Annotated in this window: 19 protein-coding genes and 1 pseudogene; 8 read left to right on the top strand and 12 right to left on the bottom strand. The window is 56.7% G+C overall.

Annotated features, from left to right (window positions below; translation table 11 throughout):
* Positions 1-10: 10 nt before the first annotated feature.
* On the bottom strand, positions 11-2200 hold the full coding sequence (locus tag HBUT_RS01580) for a CDC48 family AAA ATPase (protein ID WP_048061379.1): 2190 nt from the start codon (positions 2198-2200) through the stop codon (positions 11-13).
* A gap of 125 nt (positions 2201-2325) precedes the next feature.
* Positions 2326-3081 carry a phosphoribosyltransferase family protein gene (locus HBUT_RS01575; RefSeq protein WP_153801354.1) on the bottom strand — a complete coding sequence of 252 codons (756 nt, stop codon included), beginning with the start codon at positions 3079-3081 and terminating at the stop codon, positions 2326-2328.
* Positions 3082-3154: 73 nt separating this feature from the next.
* On the opposite strand from HBUT_RS01575, the gene HBUT_RS01570 reads away from it, so the two are divergent.
* The 3 genes and pseudogenes from HBUT_RS01570 (at position 3155) to HBUT_RS01560 (ending at position 6499) form a co-directional block, all read left to right on the top strand.
* Complete coding sequence (locus HBUT_RS01570) at positions 3155-4510, top strand: BMP family ABC transporter substrate-binding protein (RefSeq protein WP_011821488.1); 1356 nt, start codon at positions 3155-3157, stop codon at positions 4508-4510.
* A gap of 188 nt (positions 4511-4698) precedes the next feature.
* Positions 4699-5530, top strand: a pseudogene (locus tag HBUT_RS01565) (SDH family Clp fold serine proteinase).
* A 111-nt stretch (positions 5531-5641) separates the two neighbouring features.
* The gene (locus tag HBUT_RS01560; RefSeq protein ID WP_011821486.1) at positions 5642-6499 is read left to right on the top strand and encodes a PH domain-containing protein; all 858 of its coding nucleotides are present in this window, start codon (positions 5642-5644) and stop codon (positions 6497-6499) included.
* A gap of 720 nt (positions 6500-7219) precedes the next feature.
* Here HBUT_RS01560 and HBUT_RS01555 read toward each other — a convergent pair.
* The 4 genes from HBUT_RS01555 to HBUT_RS01540 form a co-directional block, all read right to left on the bottom strand.
* Positions 7220-7546, bottom strand: a complete 327-nt coding sequence (locus HBUT_RS01555) for a hypothetical protein (protein WP_011821485.1) — start codon at positions 7544-7546, stop codon at positions 7220-7222.
* A 183-nt stretch (positions 7547-7729) separates the two neighbouring features.
* On the bottom strand, positions 7730-8176 hold the full coding sequence (locus tag HBUT_RS01550) for a hypothetical protein (RefSeq protein ID WP_011821484.1): 447 nt from the start codon (positions 8174-8176) through the stop codon (positions 7730-7732).
* Complete coding sequence (locus HBUT_RS01545; RefSeq protein WP_011821483.1) at positions 8163-8552, bottom strand: hypothetical protein; 390 nt, start codon at positions 8550-8552, stop codon at positions 8163-8165. The genes HBUT_RS01550 and HBUT_RS01545 overlap by 14 nt, the downstream gene beginning before the upstream one ends.
* 6 nt (positions 8553-8558) lie before the next feature.
* Positions 8559-8852, bottom strand: a complete 294-nt coding sequence (locus HBUT_RS01540; protein WP_011821482.1) for a hypothetical protein — start codon at positions 8850-8852, stop codon at positions 8559-8561.
* 663 nt (positions 8853-9515) lie between these two features.
* On the opposite strand from HBUT_RS01540, the gene HBUT_RS01535 reads away from it, so the two are divergent.
* Positions 9516-10247, top strand: a complete 732-nt coding sequence (locus HBUT_RS01535; protein ID WP_011821481.1) for an SDR family NAD(P)-dependent oxidoreductase — start codon at positions 9516-9518, stop codon at positions 10245-10247.
* On the opposite strand, the gene HBUT_RS01530 is transcribed toward HBUT_RS01535, so the two are convergent.
* Both HBUT_RS01530 and thiC read right to left on the bottom strand, forming a co-directional pair.
* On the bottom strand, positions 10221-10766 hold the full coding sequence (locus HBUT_RS01530) for a hypothetical protein (protein WP_011821480.1): 546 nt from the start codon (positions 10764-10766) through the stop codon (positions 10221-10223). The genes HBUT_RS01535 and HBUT_RS01530 overlap by 27 nt on opposite strands.
* Before the next feature lie 6 nt (positions 10767-10772).
* The gene (gene thiC, locus HBUT_RS01525; RefSeq protein ID WP_048061662.1) at positions 10773-12053 is read right to left on the bottom strand and encodes a phosphomethylpyrimidine synthase ThiC; all 1281 of its coding nucleotides are present in this window, start codon (positions 12051-12053) and stop codon (positions 10773-10775) included.
* Positions 12054-12376: 323 nt separating this feature from the next.
* Here thiC and HBUT_RS01520 point away from each other — a divergent pair, with 323 nt between their 5' ends.
* Complete coding sequence (locus HBUT_RS01520) at positions 12377-13000, top strand: stage II sporulation protein M (protein WP_011821478.1); 624 nt, start codon at positions 12377-12379, stop codon at positions 12998-13000.
* On the opposite strand, the gene HBUT_RS01515 is transcribed toward HBUT_RS01520, so the two are convergent.
* Complete coding sequence (locus HBUT_RS01515; RefSeq protein WP_011821477.1) at positions 12997-14256, bottom strand: hypothetical protein; 1260 nt, start codon at positions 14254-14256, stop codon at positions 12997-12999. The genes HBUT_RS01520 and HBUT_RS01515 overlap by 4 nt on opposite strands.
* Before the next feature lie 4 nt (positions 14257-14260).
* Positions 14261-15097 (bottom strand): DMT family transporter, encoded by an 837-nt coding sequence (locus HBUT_RS01510; RefSeq protein WP_011821476.1) that lies wholly within the window; start codon positions 15095-15097, stop codon positions 14261-14263.
* Between the two features lie 472 nt (positions 15098-15569).
* On the opposite strand from HBUT_RS01510, the gene HBUT_RS01505 reads away from it, so the two are divergent.
* From HBUT_RS01505 to HBUT_RS08810, 3 genes are all read left to right on the top strand, one after another.
* A complete protein-coding gene (locus HBUT_RS01505; RefSeq protein ID WP_011821475.1) occupies positions 15570-15908 on the top strand; it encodes a hypothetical protein in 339 nt (112 codons plus the stop codon).
* A complete protein-coding gene (locus tag HBUT_RS01500; protein WP_011821474.1) occupies positions 15905-16909 on the top strand; it encodes a V-type ATPase subunit in 1005 nt (334 codons plus the stop codon). The genes HBUT_RS01505 and HBUT_RS01500 overlap by 4 nt, the downstream gene beginning before the upstream one ends.
* Positions 16910-17036: 127 nt before the next feature.
* The gene (locus HBUT_RS08810; RefSeq protein ID WP_011821473.1) at positions 17037-17606 is read left to right on the top strand and encodes a DUF371 domain-containing protein; all 570 of its coding nucleotides are present in this window, start codon (positions 17037-17039) and stop codon (positions 17604-17606) included.
* Positions 17607-17686: 80 nt separating this feature from the next.
* On the opposite strand, the gene HBUT_RS01490 is transcribed toward HBUT_RS08810, so the two are convergent.
* Together HBUT_RS01490 and HBUT_RS01485 are read right to left on the bottom strand one after the other, a co-directional pair.
* Positions 17687-19111 (bottom strand): MATE family efflux transporter, encoded by a 1425-nt coding sequence (locus HBUT_RS01490; protein ID WP_011821472.1) that lies wholly within the window; start codon positions 19109-19111, stop codon positions 17687-17689.
* Positions 19112-19304: 193 nt separating this feature from the next.
* Positions 19305-20408, bottom strand: a complete 1104-nt coding sequence (locus HBUT_RS01485; RefSeq protein WP_011821471.1) for a DUF711 family protein — start codon at positions 20406-20408, stop codon at positions 19305-19307.
* Between the last annotated feature and the right edge of the window lie 55 nt (positions 20409-20463).

Below are 20463 nucleotides of genomic sequence, written 5' to 3'. Positions count from 1 at the left end.
TATGCAACGGTTAGGTAACCATTCTCTTTAGCTCTTTTGCCAGCCTCTCATAGCGCCTTATATCCTCCGGTGTTAGACTCGGAGGTATTGCTTGCAGTGCTTTCTCGAAGTGCTCCATTCGGACCAGCACGGCTTGCGGCTTACCAGTCTTCTTGAATGTCTCCCGGAGCGCTATCATTGCTGCCTCACGGCATACAGCCTCCAGGTCGGCACCAGTATAGCCCTCGGTCTTCTCGGCGATTAGCTCGAGGTCTACGTCCTCTGCCAGCGGCATCCTCCTCGTGTGTATCCTCAGTATCTCGAGCCTTGACTTCTTGTCTGGCGGTGGCACGTAGATTAGTCTGTCAAACCTACCTGGACGTAGCAGTGCTGGATCGAGGATGTCCGGCCTATTCGTGGCAGCTATCACGACGACGTTTGTGAGCGGCTCGATGCCATCCATCTCGGTTAGTAGCTGGTTTACGATGCGGTCGGTTACGCCGCTCGTGTCGTACCTCATGCCGCGTGCCGGTGCGATAGCGTCTATCTCGTCGAAGAAGATTATTGCCGGAGCTACCTGGCGTGCCCGCCGGAATATCTGTCTGATCGCCTTCTCGCTTTCGCCTACCCATTTGCTGAGTATTTCGGGTCCTCTTACCGCTATGAAGTTGGCTCCACTCTCCGTCGCAGCAGCCTTAGCGAGGAGCGTCTTACCCGTACCAGGTGGGCCAAAGAGCAGTATACCCTTCGGGGGTCTTACGCCCATCTGTTCGAACAGCTCGGGATGTGTCAAGGGCCACTCAATAGCCTCACGGAGCTGCTGCTTTACATCGTCTAGGCCGCCTATGTCGTCCCAGTGTACCTCTGGTACCTCGATATAGATCTCCCTTATCAGGCTTGGCTGCACGTGCCTCATAGCCTCGAGGAAGTCTGCCATGGTTACCTTTAACTCCCTAAGCACCTCGGCGGGTATCGGCTTGTTCAAGTCTATCCTGCCGCTCTTGATGAACCTCCTCAGCGCGTTCATAGCAGCCTCCTTTGCTAGGGCTGCTAGGTCGGCGCCGGTGTAGCCGTGGGTCATCTCAGCTATCTTGTCTAGGTCTACGTCGTCTGCCAGTGGCATGTTACGTACGTGTACCTGGAGTATCTCCTTACGCGCCCTCTTGTCCGGCGGCCGTATCTCTATCTCCCTGTCGAAGCGGCCTGGGCGGCGTAGCGCTGGGTCTATGGCGTCGGGTCTGTTAGTGGCGCCGATTACTATTACGCGGCCGCGCTCCTTTAGGCCGTCCATGAGGGTTAGCAGCTGGGCTACAACGCGCTTTTCTACCTCGCCGGTTACCTCCTCACGTCTCGGGGCTATCGCGTCTATCTCGTCTATGAAGATGATGCTTGGAGCGTTCTTCTCGGCCTCCTCGAAGATTTCTCTCAGCCTCTGCTCGCTCTCGCCATAGTACTTGCTCATGATCTCTGGACCGTTAATAGCGATGAAGTATGCTCCTATTTCGTTCGCCAGAGCCTTTGCCAGCAGGGTCTTGCCCACGCCCGGCGGGCCATAGAGCAGTATACCCTTCGGCGGCTCGATGCCAAGGTGCTCGAATAGCTCTGGGTGCTTCATTGGTAGCTCTACTATCTCCCTTATCTTCTCCTTGGCTTCCTCTAAGTCGCCGATATCCTCCCAGGTGACCCTTGGGATGCCGCGGTGTATCCTCTCCTCCCTGACCGGCTCCTCCCTTATCTCTATCTCAGTATCCCTCGTCACGTATACGAACTGGCTGGGTTGTGTTGAGACAACTACGAGCTTGAGGCCTGTACTAAATACGGGGATGACTACAGTCTCGCCCCTTGCCAGGGGCTTACGCAGCAAGTACTCCTTCACGTATTCGGGGAAGTCGGCTGCGAAGCGTATCGGCTCCGTAGGGGCCAACACTACCCTCGTGGCTGGCTGCACATTTGCAGCCTTTCTCACCGTAACCATGTCGCCAACACTGGCGCCAATAGCCTCCCTCATGTAGCCATCGATACGAATAATGTTCCGGTCTCTCTCGTCCGGGTGCAGCGGCCAGACCTGGGCAACAGCAATACCTCTAGGCCCTTCAATCTCAATATAGTCACCAACCTCCACACCTAACCTAGCCATGACCTCGCGGCTGATGCGAGCAATCTTCCTGCCAACATCCCTACTAAGAGCCTCGGCAACTCTCAACCGAACCTCCGCCGGCACGGTATAACCTACCTCCGGGCTCACCCTTCCCCCTTTCCCACAGGCCAGACCGGTAGTTTGTGAGCACCTCCACTTTTCATTCATAAAGCTTTCAGTGCAGTGCACGATGCACATGCCATGCCGAGCTATAGGCCTGGCTCCCTCCTCATCCCCGGCTTCTTGAGGTACACCATTGCCTCTATGCGGGCTATCCTGGTGTGTCTCCTCCATTCATCACCTACAACCACCAGGGCGGCCACAGCCTCCACCCGGGCTCCAATACTATCCGCTATCTCCTCGAGTGCTCGGAGAGTCATGCCGGTCTCAACTATGTCGTCTACTATGAGTACGCGGTCGCTCCTGCCTAGCTGGCCGGGACGGATGCAGAATCTCGGCTCGCTGCTGCTGCATAGCCCGTAACCCATGTAGCGCCTGGCAACAGTGAATGGGGCGCCAAGGAGTAGGCTTAGGCTTGTTGCTAACGGTATGCCGGACGCCTCCGGCACTAGTATCCTTGTTGGCTCGATGTCTCTGAGCCTCTCCAGGTAGTATAGGCTCGCCAGGGTGAGGTATAGGGGGTCTGTCAGCACCACACTGGTGTCGAGAACGCCCCCAGTCTCGGCCAGTCTCTCTGCAAGTGCACGGCGAGGGTCAGCTAGCTTCCAGAGCCCCCTGAGTATCCTCTCGGCCTTCTCGCTGCTTGGGAGGCTACTGCCAGACACGTAGCGGGCAATCTGTGGAGCAGGTATACCGGTGGCGGTGGATAGCTCGCGGTAGGTGAACCTCTCCTTTGCCAGCCTCAGCGCGGAGACTACGGTAACTGTGAAGGCTACCCTGCCCAGCCTACCGCTCCGGGGACTCTTCATCGCTTCCCGCAACCCACTATGCATCAACTGATGCAAAAAACCCAGGTACAACTATTCTAGAACCAGCTTATAAGTAAACACCGCCGAGAAGCCATCATGGAGTACCGCCATGCCCTCCAGGAGAGAGCTCCTCAAACTCCTAGGCGTAGGCGCTGCTGGCCTAGCCCTAGGCGCGCTTGGGGCATCTCTCCTAGGCAGCGGCACAAGTGGGACCCCTGAGTCAAGCAGTACAGCTCAGCCAGCCACCAAGCAGTTTAGCAGGAGCCAGCAGGGCCAGAAGCTCCGAGCACTCTGGATCTATGTCGGCCCCGTAGGAGATGTCGGCTGGACGCACGCACATCATGTCGGCCGCGGGAGGGCCCTCGAGGCGCTGAAGGATTTCGTGGATACCAGTGTACAGACGTACGTTGAGAAGATACCGGAAAACCAGGCCTACACAACGATAAAACGGGCCATAGAGGAGTATGGCTACCAGGCAGTCTTCGCTACAAGCTTTGGCTACATGGATGCGATTAAGAGGCTAGCCAGGGAGTACCCGGAGGTAACCTTCTACCACTGCAGCGGGCCCTGGGAGGAGTTCAAGGATCTACCAAACGTTGTCACCTACTTCGCCGAGTTCTACCAGCTCTACTACCTAAACGGAATAGCGGCAGGCGCTGTCACCAAGACATGCAGGGTAGGCTACGTACCAGCCTTCCTCATACCGGAAGTCGTCAGGCACATAAACGCATTTGCTCTCGGCGCAGTGTACGGTGCAAAGATAACCGGTAACTGCGACAATGGCCGCAAGCTAGAGATCTACGTGACCGCGCCGCTCTTCCAGTGGTTCGACCCGCCTAAAGCCAGGAGCTACGCTGAAACACTCATAAACGCATACAACGTAGACGTGATAGCCTACACAGAGGATTCCACGGCAATACTCGAGACAGCAGCAGAGTACGGGGTTTACAGCTTCAGCCACTACAGCGATATGCTCTCATACCTGCTAAGCAAGACCAAGGACGAGAAGATGGTTGAGAGGATAAAGAGAAGCCACCTGACAGGCCAGGTGGCCGACTGGGCCCCCATATACACCTACCTGCTCGCAAAGAAGGTGCTGGGGATAGCGGAGAAGGAGGATATCTGGGCCCGCCTAGGCGACTTCACGCCGATAAGGTGGAGGCGGCCCATCGAAGAGTCTACGGCTGGTAAGCCGGAGGGCGCGGTCTATCTTGCAACGCTGAACACCGAGGCAATACCGGCGAAGGCGCTTGAGGAGATAAAGAGGCTATATGAGGAGATGAAGGAACTACTATTCGAGCCGTTCACTGGCCCGATAAGGGGCTACACGATAGACAGCTCCGGCAAACAGGTAGGCCCGGTAGAGACCAAGGTTCCGGAGGGCGTACGCTGGGGCCGCAACGAGCTCTGGAGTGAGAAGACAATGAACTGGTTCTATGAGAAGATAATAACCCTTGCAAAGTAGTCCTTGTAGTGCCTCCTGAGCAATGGAGTATTGTTCATCCAAACATTTCTCGTCTCCCCTTTAAGCCCCCTGGCATGGGTTAGCCCTATTGGTGCAGAGAGGTCTTGGCTGGGGAGGCTGCTGCCCCCTCACTAATAGACATGGTTAACAGCACGATATTCTTCCTCTTCTGACTGTTGTTCCTCCTGATGATGCTGGAGCCCGTGCTGAGCATCAGGAGGATGCAGGCTGCAAGGCTGGCGCTGATAAGGCGTATTGAGGAGAAGTACGGCTGGCGTGTAGTGACAATGATTAGTGACAATGATACATAGGGAGGAGAGAATATCGTTCTTCGGCATACCGATACGCCGGTTCATAGATATTGAGGACTCCGAGGCGGTGTTGAGAGCGATACGTACGACGCCGCCAAACAAGCCTATAGCCCTTATACTCCACACGCCGGGCGGCCTAGTCCTCGCCGCAAGCCAGATAGCCATGGCGCTGAAGAGGCATCCCGGAAAGAAGATTGTGATAGTGCCACATTACGCGATGAGTGGTGGCACCCTCATCGCGTTGGCAGCCGACGAGATATTGATGGATCCGAATGCCGTGCTAGGCCCGCTCGATCCACAGTTAGCGCTGGGGCCGCAGGGCCCAGTAGTGCCAGCACCGAGCATAGTCAAGGTTGCAAAGATGAAGGGAGATAAGGCGAGCGATACGACGCTGGTAGTTGCCGATGTCGCAGAGAAGGCTATAAGGGAGATGCAGGAACTCATAGTCTACCTGCTCCGCGACAAGATGGGCGAGGAGAAGGCTTGGGAGCTAGCGAAAAAGCTGACCGAAGGCGGCTGGACACACGACTACCCGATAACCGTGGAGAAGGCTAGAGAGCTAGGCTTGCCGGTGAAGACGGAATTGCCACCAGAGGTCTACGAGCTAATGGAGCTATACCCTCAAGCGCCGTATAACAGGCCTGGTGTGGAGTTTATCCCACAGCCTATACAGCCACAGATACCGCGCCATACGAGGCAACATCATTAACCATACCGTAGCCCCTACCCACCGGCAGTTTTTACGCTCAAACACCTCCTAAGTGGGTGATCGGAGGCTTCATAACCCATCTACACTGTGCTCTACGTGTAAGGGAGCCTCTTGGCATACTCTGATACGGTTTTACGCATAGCCCTGAGCATGGTTGCAACCCCGATCGTCGTTGTTGTTATCGCCCTTACAGGGTTGCCGCCTTGCCCGCCTGCAGCTGTAGCCTTCGCTGCTGGGCTTGGGCTTTTAGTGGTGGTATTGCCGGCTCTGCTTGTGTTCCTGCCGAGAATCTGTAGGGTAAGAGCGAGCCTGGATATTGACACGCTCCACGTAGATATGGGGTCTTGTGGTGTGATAGAGATACCGCTTGATGCCATTAGATCTGTACGCGTTGTTGATAAGGTGGTGCCGGTGTGGAGGCTTGCCGGAACATCGTTGCCAGGCTTCTACTCGGGGCTCTTCGAGGTCAAGGGGTATGGTAGGGCCTACATATACGCTGAGAGGCTGGAGAACCTGCTAGCCCTAGAGCTAGCTAACGGTAGGACAGTCTTCGTTGGTGGTAACGCGCCAGAGCTAGCGGATAAACTTGAGGGTCTTGTGGCTGGCTCTTCCAGAATTGATGCAGAGAATGCGCCGAGGCTGCAGAGGGAGAGGGCGAGGATAATGCTGCTAGCACTGGCAGCCGTGGTGGTTATGGGGGCTGTGCTCGGCGCTATAGCCTATGCAGCCCTCCCGGACAAGGTCCCGGTAGACTATGGCAGCAACTGGGAGCCAGAGGAGTGGGGCAGCAAAACCAGCCTCCTAGCGATATACTATGCCATTGTTGGAGGCAGCGCAGCAGTCGCGGCTATCCTGCTGGTAGCAAAACGGGATCCTACAGTAACGCTCATAATGTTGCCGACAGTAGCTGGCTTAATACTGCTCGGTGCAGCATTACTCTTTGCAGCCCCATGCTACGCCATGCAGTAGCTAGCATGTGAGCTTGACAGTCTATACAGTGTATGTGGTGGCTGCAGGGTATACCAGCATAAGGGTTAGGAGGAAGGCCAAAGAAGCTGCTTGAAAGGCTCCCTAGTACCCGTGGAGGCGAGGCTTGACCACCAGCTAGACTATGGCGAGCTTCTCCGCATTCCTAGCCACCCAAAAGCCCGAAGCCGATGAAAATCATGGCTTCTTGAGGGGTTCTTCTCCAGGTCTCCAGGCCCGCTGAAGGCTGCGATACTGATGTAGCCAGAGAGCGCTCAAGAGGAGACGGGTTGAACACTCCACACCGTCTTAGGGGCAGAGTGGCGCTTGAAGCCAGTGAGTTCATGGAGGCTCTTGCTGCTAACCATTCTACACAAGTATTCCTCCATCGTGAGAAGGAGTTAGTGAAAACGGCAATAGGATAGAGAGCAGGTTGGCTACAAGCCTTGTAGGTACTCGCCCAGCTGGATCCCAGCGTGCTCCGTCATCAACGCTTGTTTTTTGGGATGACGGATCTAAAGCCTTAGACTATATCAGGATTGCGTATCCAGCTCTGTACGGCTTATATAAGGCCTGGACGGCTTATGAACTGTTACATGGGCCGCTGACGTGTGCACGTCAGCCCGAAGCCCCCAGCTGGTGGGGGCGGTGTGGGCAACGGCCGTGAGCCGAGGCCCGCTCCTCCTGGGGTTCATGGAGGCATAGCGCGAGTAAGTGCCAGTGCTAACTCCTTCTCCCGCGTTGTAGGCGGTGTTTCGCTGTGGTTGCACGTATGTAGACTAGGTATGCTAGTGCTGCAGCTGCAGCTGCTACGAGAAACTTCTGCACCACAGTATAGTCTCCAGCAATTACTGCTGCCGCAGCCATGGTTGCTATTGCGGAGGCTAGCGCTAGCAGCGGAGGCTCATCCTTCAATGCGAGTGCTAGCCCTGCAAGCATCCAGAACACGGCATAGACTGCTGTAGCGGTATCACCGGTGGCGAGGCTCAGGACTGCAAGTACTGCTGCAGCAATGACTATCACGAGAGGGGTCGGATAGAGCTTGGGCAACACCGGTCAGCCGGGGCGTGAAGGCCCAGCAGTACCCGGGTAGAAATCCCATGCGCTCCACGCCCCCGGGGAGGGGTCGCCCCCGAGGTTTCCTCCTCACAGCCCCTCCATGGATGAGGGGCTCTGGGCTGGTAGCCCGTTCTTCATGCCCTCCCCGCGGGGCTGGGATCCCTGTGTGGTGTGTTATGTCTGGGTTTGGGGCTTCTTTAGCCTCTCTTCAGCCCTGGCTTTAGTGTATGAGGCGGCGTCTAGGGCCCCGTATGCTAGGCTTAACAGTATCATGGTATAGACGATTGGGGATATGTTGATGTAGACGCGCACGCCCTGGATTACAGCTTCAACGTTTCCATAGTTTACTATGTCTGCGAAGATCAGGGCTGCAAGAAGCTTTGATAGTATCTTTAGCGGTGCAACAATGTAGACGTCTTGCAGGGCTGTTTCAGCTGTGCTCAGCACAGCTAGTAGTATCACTGCCGCCAGGTAGGTGTGTATGTTCTCCGTAATAGGCTCTATGCTGGGTGCCATGGTTGCTAAGATGCGGTGTAGCACGAGCACGAATACGGTATAGTATGCGACGCCGGTTACAATGCCGCGACCTATTGCTGCTATAGCCCTTTCAAGTCTTTGCAAGGTGTAGCTTCACCTCCACCATTACCTGGTATATGCCTGCTATCTTGAAGCCGAGCCTCACCATGTCCTCCGCTCCGTCAACGGGAATGTAGAGGTGGACTAGTTTCTGAGAGTAGCCCGGTCCTAGGGTGCCGAGCTTCGCTGAGCTGCCAGAGCTGTAGATGTAGGCGTCCGTCAGCGGCACTGAACCCCTATAGACTACCTTTACCGTGACGTCAAGGTGCGTCGCATTGTAGGGCTTTGCTGACACTACGTAAATCTCGAACAGTGATTTGTCCATGTAGACCTCGATGCCAAACACAAGTAGGGGTGCCACAAGCCCAGCCATGAGGATGGCGCTAACTATCGCGAAGCTGTAACGGGCAGCAACTAGCATACCTTGTCAGCCCTTCCCCTCCCTTCTCAATGTCTGAAGGAGTTCTATGCCGCGGAGCAGGAGGACAGATCCAGCCCATATCATTAGCCCTAAGAAGCCTAGCCTAGCGGCCAGATTCACCAGCTCATAACTGGTGTAGGCTATAGCCTGATCAAGTCTCTCAGCTGGCGGCAGCACAGGATTATACATGGCATAAGCATGGTAGGCAGCTAGTGCCCCAGCAACAACAACCACTACACCTATCACAATAAGTATCGTGGCCATCAGAAGCTCTAGCCTCACCCTTGCAAGACCGAGCAAAGCTGCAAACCCGGGACTTTTGGTGAGGCTAGTGCTGGTATATGTGTAGCTGTGGAGCCCTCTGTGCCCTCCTAATAGCCTAGGTTATGCGGGCTTTGTACCCTCACTTACATGCTCTGGGGACTTAATGTGGTTGGGAGTATGTTGAACATGTCTGGGCTAGGCGTTATAGTTCTCGTAGCTGGCATTACCTTCGTCTTAGCAGTTCTACTTGCTACCTTTACTACACACAACGGTATGGGTAGTCAGCACGGTGTCAATGGAGTTTCGGCTCTAGGGTTGTTTGCACTTTAGCGAACATGGCATAGTTAACCTCCGCGGAGCCTACGCGTATACCGGTGGGCGCTGCCTGGTCCTTCTCTACGAGGGCGGAAGTCATGGTCCTCTTAGTGGCTGCTATGGTTTATTGCAGTATTGCTGAAAGCTATGAAGATGAGTGAGCATGGGATTCTCCCAGATTGAATACTCAAGAGAGTCTGGCAAGGTTGTGGCCAGGGAAATTCGTGTGCCTGGGAGGGCCTGGAGGGGTTGTGTGAAGGCTTAAAGCCGTAGGCCTATTCTTGCCTAGCGGCTCGAGATATAAGTCCTAGCTTAGGGTTTACGCTGGTAGGGGTCCCTGGGTGTCATTCTCTCGCCAGGCATGTATCGGGGGTTGGGTGTGGTTTGAGGGTTCAGGGCTCGGTTGTCCTGGTTACCGGTTCGAGCCGTGGCATAGGCAGAGCTGTAGCTGTCGAGGCTGCCCGCCGTGGTGCTAAGGGCGTAGTTGTCAACTATGTTTCGCGCAGGGATGCAGCCGAGGAGACTGCTAGGCTCGTGAAGGAGGCTGGCGCGGTGCCCCTCGTGGTGAGAGCTGACGTATCAGTGTACGAGGAGGCTCGGAAGCTTGTAGAAGCAGCTATCGAGAAGTGGGGCCGCCTAGACGTAGTGGTGAATAATGCCGGTATCCTTGAGCCGAAGCTGTTTGAGGACATGAAGCCTAGGGACTGGCAGCGCATGATAGAGGTACACTTCTATGGAGCGCTTAATGTTGCCCACGCAGCAATACCCTACATGAAGAGGAATGGCGGTGGAGTAATAGTCAATATTGCATCGGTGCTGGGGCTCCGGCCGGAGCCCGAGGCATCCCACTACTCGGCGGCAAAAGCAGCGTTAATCGCGTGGACTATCGCTGTCGCCAAGGAGCTTGCAGACTACAACATAAGAGTTTTCGCGGTAGCGCCGGGCGGCGTGGATACAGACATGACGCGGGCCTGGGGCGACATGGACTGGGTTGAGGAGCAAATCCCTCTGCGGAGACTGGCAAAGCCCGAGGAGGTGGCGAAAATAGTTCTCGACGCAGTGGAGAACCCCTACGTGTCCGGGGACGTGCTAACCATTAGCGGCGGCCTCCTCTAACTCCTCATCCTTCCCGATTAGCTTCTTAGCCTGTCTATACTCAAGGCTAACCCTATCCAGCTCCTTCATGATCTCTGGGTGCTCTCGGATAATCTTATCAACGATATGCAGGTACCTAGCCACCCTCACAGCGTTGGGGCTTATCTCGACAAGCTCTTCCCCGTTGACGACCACGTAGTGTTTCTTCTCCACCCTCTCGCCGAGAATGTATTCTGCCTCGTTAGCGCTTGCGTGTAGCGCGAAGCAGTGTGGACTACCATCAATCGTCACTATGGTTATGGATCTGGGCTTGCTGCTCCTTATAATGCTCGCAATCTTCCCATAGTGTGCCGGTGACTCCCTCTCCGGGCACGCTAGGAGCGCTGTCTTGCCCTCCGCCAGCTTTCGGAACAGCTCTGGGTTCACGAATGGCAGGCAAGCCGAGGCTATGAGGAGATCCCTATTCCTCAGTATCGGTGCCTTAACCCAGGTGCTCCAAACCCAGGGATAACCCGCCCTCTCCTCATGCTCTCCAGTCATCCAGCATCACCTCCGGGTCTTCTCCATGTACTTGTTGAGGATGAGAAAAGCACAGTAGCTGCCACACATAGTGCACGATGGGAGCTGCACGCCGTACTGGCTATAGATCCTCCTAGCCCTCTCCGGGTCCAGCGAGAGCTTGAACATCTTATTCCACTCGAGCCTTGCACGGTGAATGCTCATCTTAATGTCGGGCTCCATAACCCTCCTGCCAAGCTTGACTATGTCACCAGCGTGCGCAGCTATTCTCGCTGCTATGAGGCCCTCCTTAACCTGCTCCGGGTTTGGGAGGCTTAGGTGCTCGGCGGGTGTCAGGTAGCAGATGAGGTCGGCACCCTCGGCAGCAGCTATTGCAGCGCCTATAGCTGCCGCTATGTGGTCGTAGCCGAGCCCTATATCGGTCACAAGCGGGCCAAGCACGTAGTAGGGGGCACCCCTGGTGAGGCTCTTCATAAGCCTTATATCAGCGACGATTTTGTTTATCGGCACGTGGCCAGGTCCCTCAACCATAACCTGTACACCCTTTTCCCGAGCCCTCTCCACGAGCCGTGCATTATTGATCAGCTCCAGGATCTGAAGCTCGTCTAGCGCATCAGCTATAGCGCCAGGGCGCAGCGCATCACCAAGACTTATCACGGCATCGTACTCTGCAAACAGCTCTAGTATGTAGTCCCAGTTCCGGTAGTAGGGGTTCTCGCTGCCGGTTTCCATCATCCATGCCGCCAGCAGGGCACCGCCACGGCTAACTATGGGCTGTATACGGTTACTCTTAAGCGCCCTCTCCGCCAGCTCCCTAGTAATGCCGGCATGGATTGTCATAAAGTCCACGCCGTCCCGTAGATGGCGCTCGAGAACCTGGAGGAAGAAGTCCTCGTCGGGCATCCCCCCATGCTTTCTCACGCCCTCAATATAAGCCTGGTACGTTGGCACAGTGCCAAATGGTAGAGGCTCCGAAGCCTCCATAAGGATTCTTCTAACCTCGTCGAGGTTCTCACCAACACTCAAATCCATAATCGTGTCGGCACCATATTGAACCGCTATCCTAGCCTTCTCCTTCTCCATTTCAATATCGTTCACATGGGTGCTAACACCAATGTTAACGTTAACCTTCGTTGTAAGCCCCTCACCAACACCAACAAGCCTAATCCTGCCCTGCCGCTTGATATTCCTCGCAATAATCACCCTGCCTTCAGCAAGCCTAACCCGGAGCTTGTTCGGATCCACACCCTCAGTCCTAGCAACCTCCAGAACTTCCTCCGGCACCGACCCACTACGAGCCTCAAGCATAACCGTCTTCGCCAAGAAGCACCACACCGTGAGGAACCCTGCATCTAGAACGGGTTTATAGAGCAATACATAACACTGTAATAATTGCCTGGAGCAGGCTGAAGCTTGAGTCCGGAACAGACACGGCTGGGGAAGCCGTCCCCAGCGCTGCATTGGCTAGCAGCTTGTCGTAAACTAGGGTTCACAGACTATTGAGCGGCTGAAGATCGGTGTCCTATGAGGGTATGTAGCTAGCTTGCTCCGTACAGCTCAGGGTATGCCCACCAACTATTCCGGGAAGCCTTATGTGTAGGTTGGCCATAGGCCCCTGCTGTGGGGGTTTCATGACTAGCCGGGGTTCCAGCGGCAGGTATAGCCCGGCCCTAGTCTATCTTGCCGCTCTCCTAGTGTTTCTAGCCGCCGCTGCTGCTGGCAGCTACTATGCTTCTGTCCGGCCCTCTGACTTCTTCGACTACTTTATGGAGGTTGCTAAGGAGCTGCCGAAAGCCGAGAGTGTGTCGGTGATATACCTCCATAACCTTATGCTCTCGCTGAAGCTTGTTGCACCATATGCTGTTGCAAAGCTTATCCTTAGGCGGCGTGCTCGGCCGCTGCTCGTTGTGCTCGCCTTGGTGCCGCTGCTTGTGCCTGCTGTTAACGGGTTTGTGCTTGGCGGCACGCTTGCCTGCCCGTTAATTCAAGCTGCTGTTGCCCCTGGCTGTAGGCCAGGCAGTGTCTCGGCAGTCCTTGTAACGGCTTCGCTTATTCTTCCCCATGGTGTCCTGGAAATACCGGCTATGGTCGCGCTTGCTGCTGCTCCGCTGGCCGCGGAGTTTGCAAGGAATGGAACACGGTGGGCCGTGTTAATGGCTGTTGCTGGTGCTGTGCTCCTGCTACTAGCTGCGCTTGTTGAGGTCTACGTGACAATGGCTGTGTACGAGTTTGCTTGGGGGCTACTCTGCGGCTAGTCCTCGAGGAGCCTCCGGAGCGCAGCCACTATGGCTTCTACCGTGTCCTCTACACCTAACTTCGCCTTGGCTTCTTCGAGAAGCTTTGCGGCTTCGGGAGGCAGCGTGATTACTATTTTCTCGCCGCCACGGTACCCGGAGATCTTGTCTAGGAGGTCTGCCAGGGGCTCCAGCTTCTCCGGGTGGAAGCCTACAGCATCGAGTACTGTTATGCCGTCCTCCTCTAGGCTCTCCCGGACATCACCTGGTACTGCAGCCCTACTGATGAGAATCATGTAGCGGGGGTTGTATGTTTTGGCGTAGAGCTTTACGAGCTGATACTCGCGGAGCCTCAGGGAGGCCCCCTCCTCTACGCGCTGCTCGACTACACTACGCTGTACGCCCATAATGTCTGCTAGGCCTTCGAAGAGGCCTGCTAGCCACTTGTTCCTCCACTCCTCCGCTGTCAGGGGCTTGCGGAAGTAACCCTTGAGATCCCTTATCCTCACGTACCAGTCGCTTAGCTCCTTAAACTCAATGATCACGTCTGGCCTCTTTATTGGCGGGCTGGTGGAGAGGTCAACCATGTTCATGACCATGCCGCTGTAGGCCATTGCATCAGGGCGTAGCGCGGTGTAGAGACTCCATATCCTCTGCAGGTCGCTTGTGTCCTCCCAGCCTAGCGGCCGGGGAGCCTCGTGGAATATGCTGATGAAGCCCTTGCTAAGCCTTGCTAGGACAGCGTTGGGGGGTATGATGCCGAGTCTCTGCTTGCCGCTCCTGTCGAAGCTTAGGAACCGGTGCTCCGGGTACACTAGCTCGTAGCCCCTCTCCGCGAGCAAAGCCATCACTGTAGCCAGACCCCATAACTGGTATGCTGTCCTCATATTGGTGCGTAGTGAAGTCCTCACCGCAGCCGTGGCCTTCCTCTCAAACTCCCGAAGGTCAACTCTCCCCCTAGCAAGGTCATAGACGTAGTTGAATAGCTTCTTGCGGAGATGCGCTTCGGGGTCCTGGACGAAGCTACCGAACTCCCGGGGGTAGGTGAAGCCAGCGAGGCCTAAGAGCCTAGCCAACCTTGAAACAGCGGCTCTCACATGGCTGAGCCACTCCTCCGCTTCCACCAGCTCCCCAGAGAACCTGGTCACGATACAGTCCTTAACGTGATCCAGCAACTTCTCAACAGCTGGGGTTATTCTGGGTATAGCCTCTCCGCCAGCAGCCTCGGCGAGTTGTCTCGCTAGTCTCTCTAGCTCCTCGCTGCTACAGCCTGTCACGGCGCTAGCGTCCCTTCTCTAGTGCCAACAGGGAAGCCGCAAGAATTAGTGTTGCTCCCACGAGCTGTAGCGCTGTGAGCTTCTCGCCGAGCAGCAGCGCAGCCAGCACCGTCGCTGCTAGGGGCTCTATGAGCGACACAACCGAGACCCGATAAGCCTCCAGAAGTCTCAGCGCGCGGGCGTGGAGCACGTAGGGTACAAGCATCGTGGCGACTCCGAGATAGAGCATCCATGGCAAGTCCACAGTCGCAGGCAGCTCCCCTGGCTTTGTTACAGCTGCTACTGCCATGGCTGTGAAGGGCTGGCTGTGGAGTCCAACCTCTAGCTCCCCAGCACCGTGGCGTAACGCATAGCGGGCGGCGAGCATGTAGGCTGCGTAGAGTAGGCCAGCTGCAAGCCCAACAAGTACGGCTACGAGGCTTGCACGGGCCCAGCCCTCAAACGCTATGAGGAAGGAGCCAGTGAAGCCTAGGGCTACAGCTAGAGCACCACGGGTCCCCGGCTTTTCACCGAGGAGGAGCAGGCCGAGGAGGGCCACCCATATCGGCGCCGTGTAGAGCAGTATGCTGGCAAGTGCAGCGCCGAGAAGCTCGACGGCGAAGAGATAGACAACCACCAGCGGTGCTAGCGTACCAGCACCCACAAGGAGGCTCCACCTGCCAGGCCTGCCATAGCCGAGCACTGTGGCAGCGAGAGAGCCTAGGCCGCCGATGAGGGGGCGACCGAGAATAAGCCATTCACGGCTAGCACCATGGCTCAAGGCTAGCCGGTAGGCTACGCCAATACTCCCCCAAAGTATAGCAGCCGTAACAGCATAGGCTAGACCCCGAGTCCTCGTCAACCCTCCTCCCGTCATCAGCCATAACCGCTTCTCGGGCAAGGGGCAATTATAGGTTTGAGTTTGCAGCATAACTGTGATGCCGCATGTTGACCCTTAAGCTCGCCACCTCTAGGCGCAGTACTGTTCTTGACACCGTTGGCAGCTTACCACTGCAGGTAGAAGCGATCATGTCATAGTAGACGAGGAGGCTGGGACCATGCTCGCTGTGGAGACGAAATGGTCGAGGCTGGCAGCCAGGAGGTCGTCGAGGCTTTGGGGAAGGTGGGACAAAGCTCTACCATACAATGCCGAGCCGTTACCGCAACCACCGGGTAATCGTAGCAGCATGCGCGGGGGCCAGCGGAGACCCCCAAGGTGCCGGACGCCTACAGCGTGACGGCCGAGGACATGTCATGGGGCAGGGGCTGCAGCTAGAACACCCCCTTAAATACCCCTAAGACCCTAGACCGGCTGGTGCGGGGGAGCCCGCGTCTTGAGCGAGGCTAGGGAGCTAAGCAAGATACTACACGCTGTAGAGGAGATGGAGTCCAAGCTTGAGGCCCTAGAGAAGCAGGCAGAGGAGGAGGCTGCAAGGCTCGTAGAGCAGGCTGACCGGCTTGCAGCCCAGCTCCGTGCAGTAGCCGAGCAGTTGCTAGAGCAGGCAAAGCAGAGGATAGAGGAGGCCGTGAAGAGGGAGCTGGCAAGGCTGGAGGAGGAGTTCACCCGGAGGGAGCGGGAGGAGGCTGCAAGGCTCCAAGAGCGGATAGAGGCTAGGCGTGAGGAGGCACTGAGAACAGCCCTTGACATGCTTGCGAGGGTGGTTAAGGGTTGAACCGGATCCCCGACGTAGGTGTCGACTACCTCAATGTCAAAGCCTTCACGGCCAGGCTACTAAGCCTTGAAGACGACCTCAAGGCACTTATGGCGCAATATACTGGCGATGAGGCAGTGTTAGAACTCTTCCAGGCAACAAAGCTCTCCAAGTACCTCCCTGAGAAGCCTGCCAATCCTCGCCCAGTTGAGGTGGCAGCCTATAGGTACATGGCCGAGCTGCTCGGCAGGTTCGAAGCCATAGCCTCGGGGAAGGCTGAGGCGATACACAGGGCCTACAAGCTAGTACTCCTAGTCCACGATGCCGAGATTATAATAGGGAGAATGCTACGGGGCAAAACACCCCCACGAGACGAGGAGCTAGTACAGCCGGCATCCCCCCAGGTGGGGCTCCTCAGGAGGCTGGCCGAGGAGGAGGCAAAGCCAAGCCAGGCGCTAAGGGCAGTAGGTCTCGAAAAAGCAGCGGCAATCGTCGAGAAGAACCCTGAATACCTAAGCACGGCCCTAGACCTAGAACTCATAGCAGCCTTGGCAGAGGCGCTACAAGTGGCAGAAACAGAGTACGCACGCGAGATCATAGGCGCGCGGCTAGACATAACAGCAGTAAGAATAGCATCAACCCTAGCAGTCCTGGAGGCCCCTAGTGAAACCAGTCAGCTCTACTTCGAAAACCTTAGGACGTACAGGCTCCCAGCAGACAGTCTACGCCAAGCTATAGAGACAAAAGATGCAGAACAGCTAGAGACGATACTCAAGGCAAAGGCGCCACAGCAGCTACCGGAAAACCTGCCACCAGCGGACGCTTACATTGCAGCAGCCAGGAAACACAACCGGAAGCTAGTAGCAAAAACCTACATAGCGGCCGTGCTGACAGTAGACGTCCTCGCCGCTGCTTTAGAACAAGCACTCCTAGACGCCGAGGACGCCATAATCATAGCAATAGCAGGCTACTCTAAACAGCCGAAACAGCAAGCAGCAGCGCTACTGTCCATACAAGTATGATGAGTACTACCCCACTTTCAGCATAAGCACGCTTATACGTGGGAAGGAGCGGGCAGCGTATGTGTTCGTCCTCTATCCTCTGTCTTAACAAGTACCGAAATCTAGGGTGGCACATCGGGGGAGCTGTGTGGAGCTTGGCACTTGTATCGCTGTAGTGCGGTGTCGCGGCCACCCCAACGTTCAACTTGCTCACGAGTCTACTCTCGAGCTTGAGGAGCGAAGCGTACTTACACCGAGAGGGGATTGCATAGCTTGTATCTCGTGTAGTGGTGGCGAAGAGCTGAGGAGCTGCGCTACTAGGCGAGGCCTAGCAGTACTAATCATCTTCGCCGCCGAGCCTGGAGGGAGTGTGGCTAGCTTCGCGGTTTACGGGCTGTCCCCCGGATCTAGGCCTGGGAGACTGGTGGCGCGGAGGTCCTGCCACACAGCTGACAGTATAGTTGTTGCCGGGTCTGCGGCGGCCGCTGATGCCCCCCGCAGGCTGGCACGCATACTCTCTAGCGGGTTTGCGAGGTGCTATGCTGTCTACACGGTGTTTCGGCCGCCAGGAGTCGAGGAGCTATACGTGGAGCTATGCGGCAGCGGTAGGGATGTTGGTGTCAGCAAAGCCGGGCCTCATCAGCCCCCTGGCGGGTCTGCCCGGGGAGTTAGGGGTTCTAACATCATCCACCCCCAGGCAGGCCCGCAGGGAGAGTAGCTTCCCGTCCCCTTCCTGATCTCGGGATAGCTTGGGACTTGCTCCTCTGCTGGTTTCGGGTTCTCAAGGCTCGTACTTGTCTAGCCCTGCTGTTGTGACTGTGTCTTCATGTGTCCGGGTTTATGCTCTCTTTGCTCCTGCGTTATTACTGGTTTGGCCCAGTTGCCGTAGGCTAGCCATGCTAGGGCTGTTCCACCGGCTACGTGGTTGCTTATAGCCATGCCTGCCCATAGTCCCTTCTCGCCTAGGCCTAGCTGGTAGGCTAGAAGCCATGAGAGGGGTATCCGGAGGAACCACAGCCTAGCTATGCCTAGGGCTGATATGAAGAACGTGTGGCCGCTGCTCCTCGCTACGACATTTGCTAATGTGAGTAAGTTGAAGGATAGTATGCTTGGCCCGAAGACGTGGAGCATGTCCACTATAACCTTTACTGTTTCCGGGTTGCTAGTGAATATCCTAGCAAACTCTTCGGCGAAGTAGACTATGGCTGCTATGTATGCTCCGACGAAGCCTGCTAGGAGTAGTAGCCCGGTTTTCACGGCTTTGCGCGCCCTCCAGGTCTGGCCTGCGCCGAGGGATTGGGCTACGACTATGCCTACCGAGCGGGCTAGAGGCATCGATATTATCGAGTCAATGCTGAGCGCCACGTGGCCAACCTGGTATGCTGCCAGCACTACCTCGCCCAAGCCAGCCACGATGCCAGCCATAACCATAAAGCCCAATGTCATGCCTAGACGCTGCACCACCAGCGGCGCCGAGACCTTGGCGACAAGCGGTAACAGGCTGCGGTCGGGTATGAGGTCCCGAATACCCAGCCTGAACCCGTGCCTCCCCGTGGCTAGGCTATAGGCGGCATAGCTGGCGGAGAACAGGGAGGCTATAAAGGTGGCAAGAGCAGCTCCGAGGACGCCGAGGTCAGCCACGAATATCAGTATGGGGTCTAGAACAGCGTTTATCGCTGTAGCTGCTATAGACACCTTAACCGGTGTCCTCGTGTCGCCGGCTGCTCCCAGCAGCATGTTGAAGAAGAGGAATAGCGCCGAGAACGGTGTGCCGAGCGCTATGATGGCCAGGTACACTTCGGCGAGGGGCTTAACGGTCTCGGGCACCCCTATAGCATCGAGGTAGAGCGGCGCAGTAGCAGCTATAGCTATGGAGCCGGGCACGGCGACAATCATTATGAGGCCTAGGACGGTGCCGGCGCTGCGCGAAGCTCGGTCGTAGAGGCCGGCCCCGATGTACTGGCCTGCTATGGCTGATACGCTGCCCGAGAGGCCAAACGCTACAGCAAACACTATGTCAGGATAGGGCCACGAGACTATTGGTGTGCCGAGGGCGGCCTCGCCGAGCCTCGACAGCCAGAAAGCGTCCACAGCTTCGTAGAGTATCCTAACACTACTAGAAGCCATCAACGGCACGGCAAGCCACACGAGGAGCCGGACAATATTCTCCTCGCTGAGAACCCTCTCCCGCAGCCTCCCCAGCCGCTCACCAGCGTCAGCCAAGGCTCACAGCCGGCAGGGCGAGAGGAGGAAACCGTTCTTCAAAAACTAGTAGGCAGCCTCCGAAGGGGCTGGGTCCTCCCTAGCCGCGGCACCTCGCCACCCCCAGGGAGGGGTCGGCGTATAGCCTGTCAGTCATCCCCAGCCCCTGGGAGCAAAGGCTTCTAAGCTACGGCTTTTACCTTCTACGTGGCGGCTACTGTATTCTTATCACTGGTGTCTTGCCGAACCTGGGCAACTCCACGTTGCTACCTGGCTCAGCGTCGGCTACTATTACGCGTGCGCCGAGAGGCGCGCCCTTCCGGTAGCTTGCTGCCGCTAGCTCGTTGATTATCCTGGCTGCAAGGGTTTCGCTCCAGTCCTGGCGCGGCACTACGGGCAGGTCCAGGCCTGCTATGCAAGCATAAGTGTATGTTAGCAAGTCTCGGAGGGTTATCGCTCCTTCTCCCACCCGCTGCTTGAGAATATTATCCTCCGCCACGGGGAGCATTACCTGGTTAAACCCCGTACACATGGTCTCCTCGCAAGCCTCCTCTATAAAGCTCTCCAGCGCTGCTATAACGGACATCGTACCCGGTGCCCCGATTCGGTCGTCGAGAGTCTCCTCAACCACAGCCGCCACACTATCCTCCATCCATGGAGAGAGCGAGAGATCTACACCGTAGAAGTCGAGGTCGAACTCCTCGGCAGCACGGGCGGCTGCATCCTCAACCCGGGACACCGCCTCTAGGAGATCTACTAGCGCCTCTGCCCAGTCGCGGCCCCTCAGGAGGCCGGGGTAGAGGAGGGCTACTGATATGCCAGGAGTGGAGGAGAGCGTCGCTGCAGCGGGGAAGTATGGTGTCTCAACGTGGTCTGGCACTGTGACCGCGACCCTCGCCGACATGTCTGGGCCTAGTAGTGCAAGGCCGTGTAGCAGCTTAACAGCCTCTGGCATGGGCTCGGGCGCTGACACGCTGGCATAGACGTTACCCGCAACGGATAGAACCTTTTTGACCTCATCGACGTCTGCGCTGTAGGCATCGCGGTGGTAGACAGCGTAGAGGATATCCTTGTCCAGCTCTGCCCTCTTCAGGGCCTCGACGAGAGAGTCTACGTAGCTCCTTCGCCTCCCCATAGGTGGTAGTGCAACCCGGACAGTCCAGACCTCGAGGCCTGTAGTCTCCTCGAAAATTGCGCGGAGCCTCCTAGCAGTCCTCGTAGCCCGTGTTAACGTCTTGGCTATGTCCTCCCAGCTTTCCCAGTCATCAACGATGGCGTGAAGCGTTACGGATCTTATACGCGGCTTGTATCCCGCCAACCCGGGCTACACCAGGCCTAGCCCCCTTAAGGGGGGCGGATAGAGGGTTAGCGGT

The organism is Hyperthermus butylicus DSM 5456, assembly GCF_000015145.1.
GTDB lineage: Archaea > Thermoproteota > Thermoprotei_A > Sulfolobales > Pyrodictiaceae > Hyperthermus > Hyperthermus butylicus.
The sequence above is the reverse complement of the archived record's forward strand: the minus strand, read 5'-3'. Positions and strand labels throughout refer to the sequence as shown.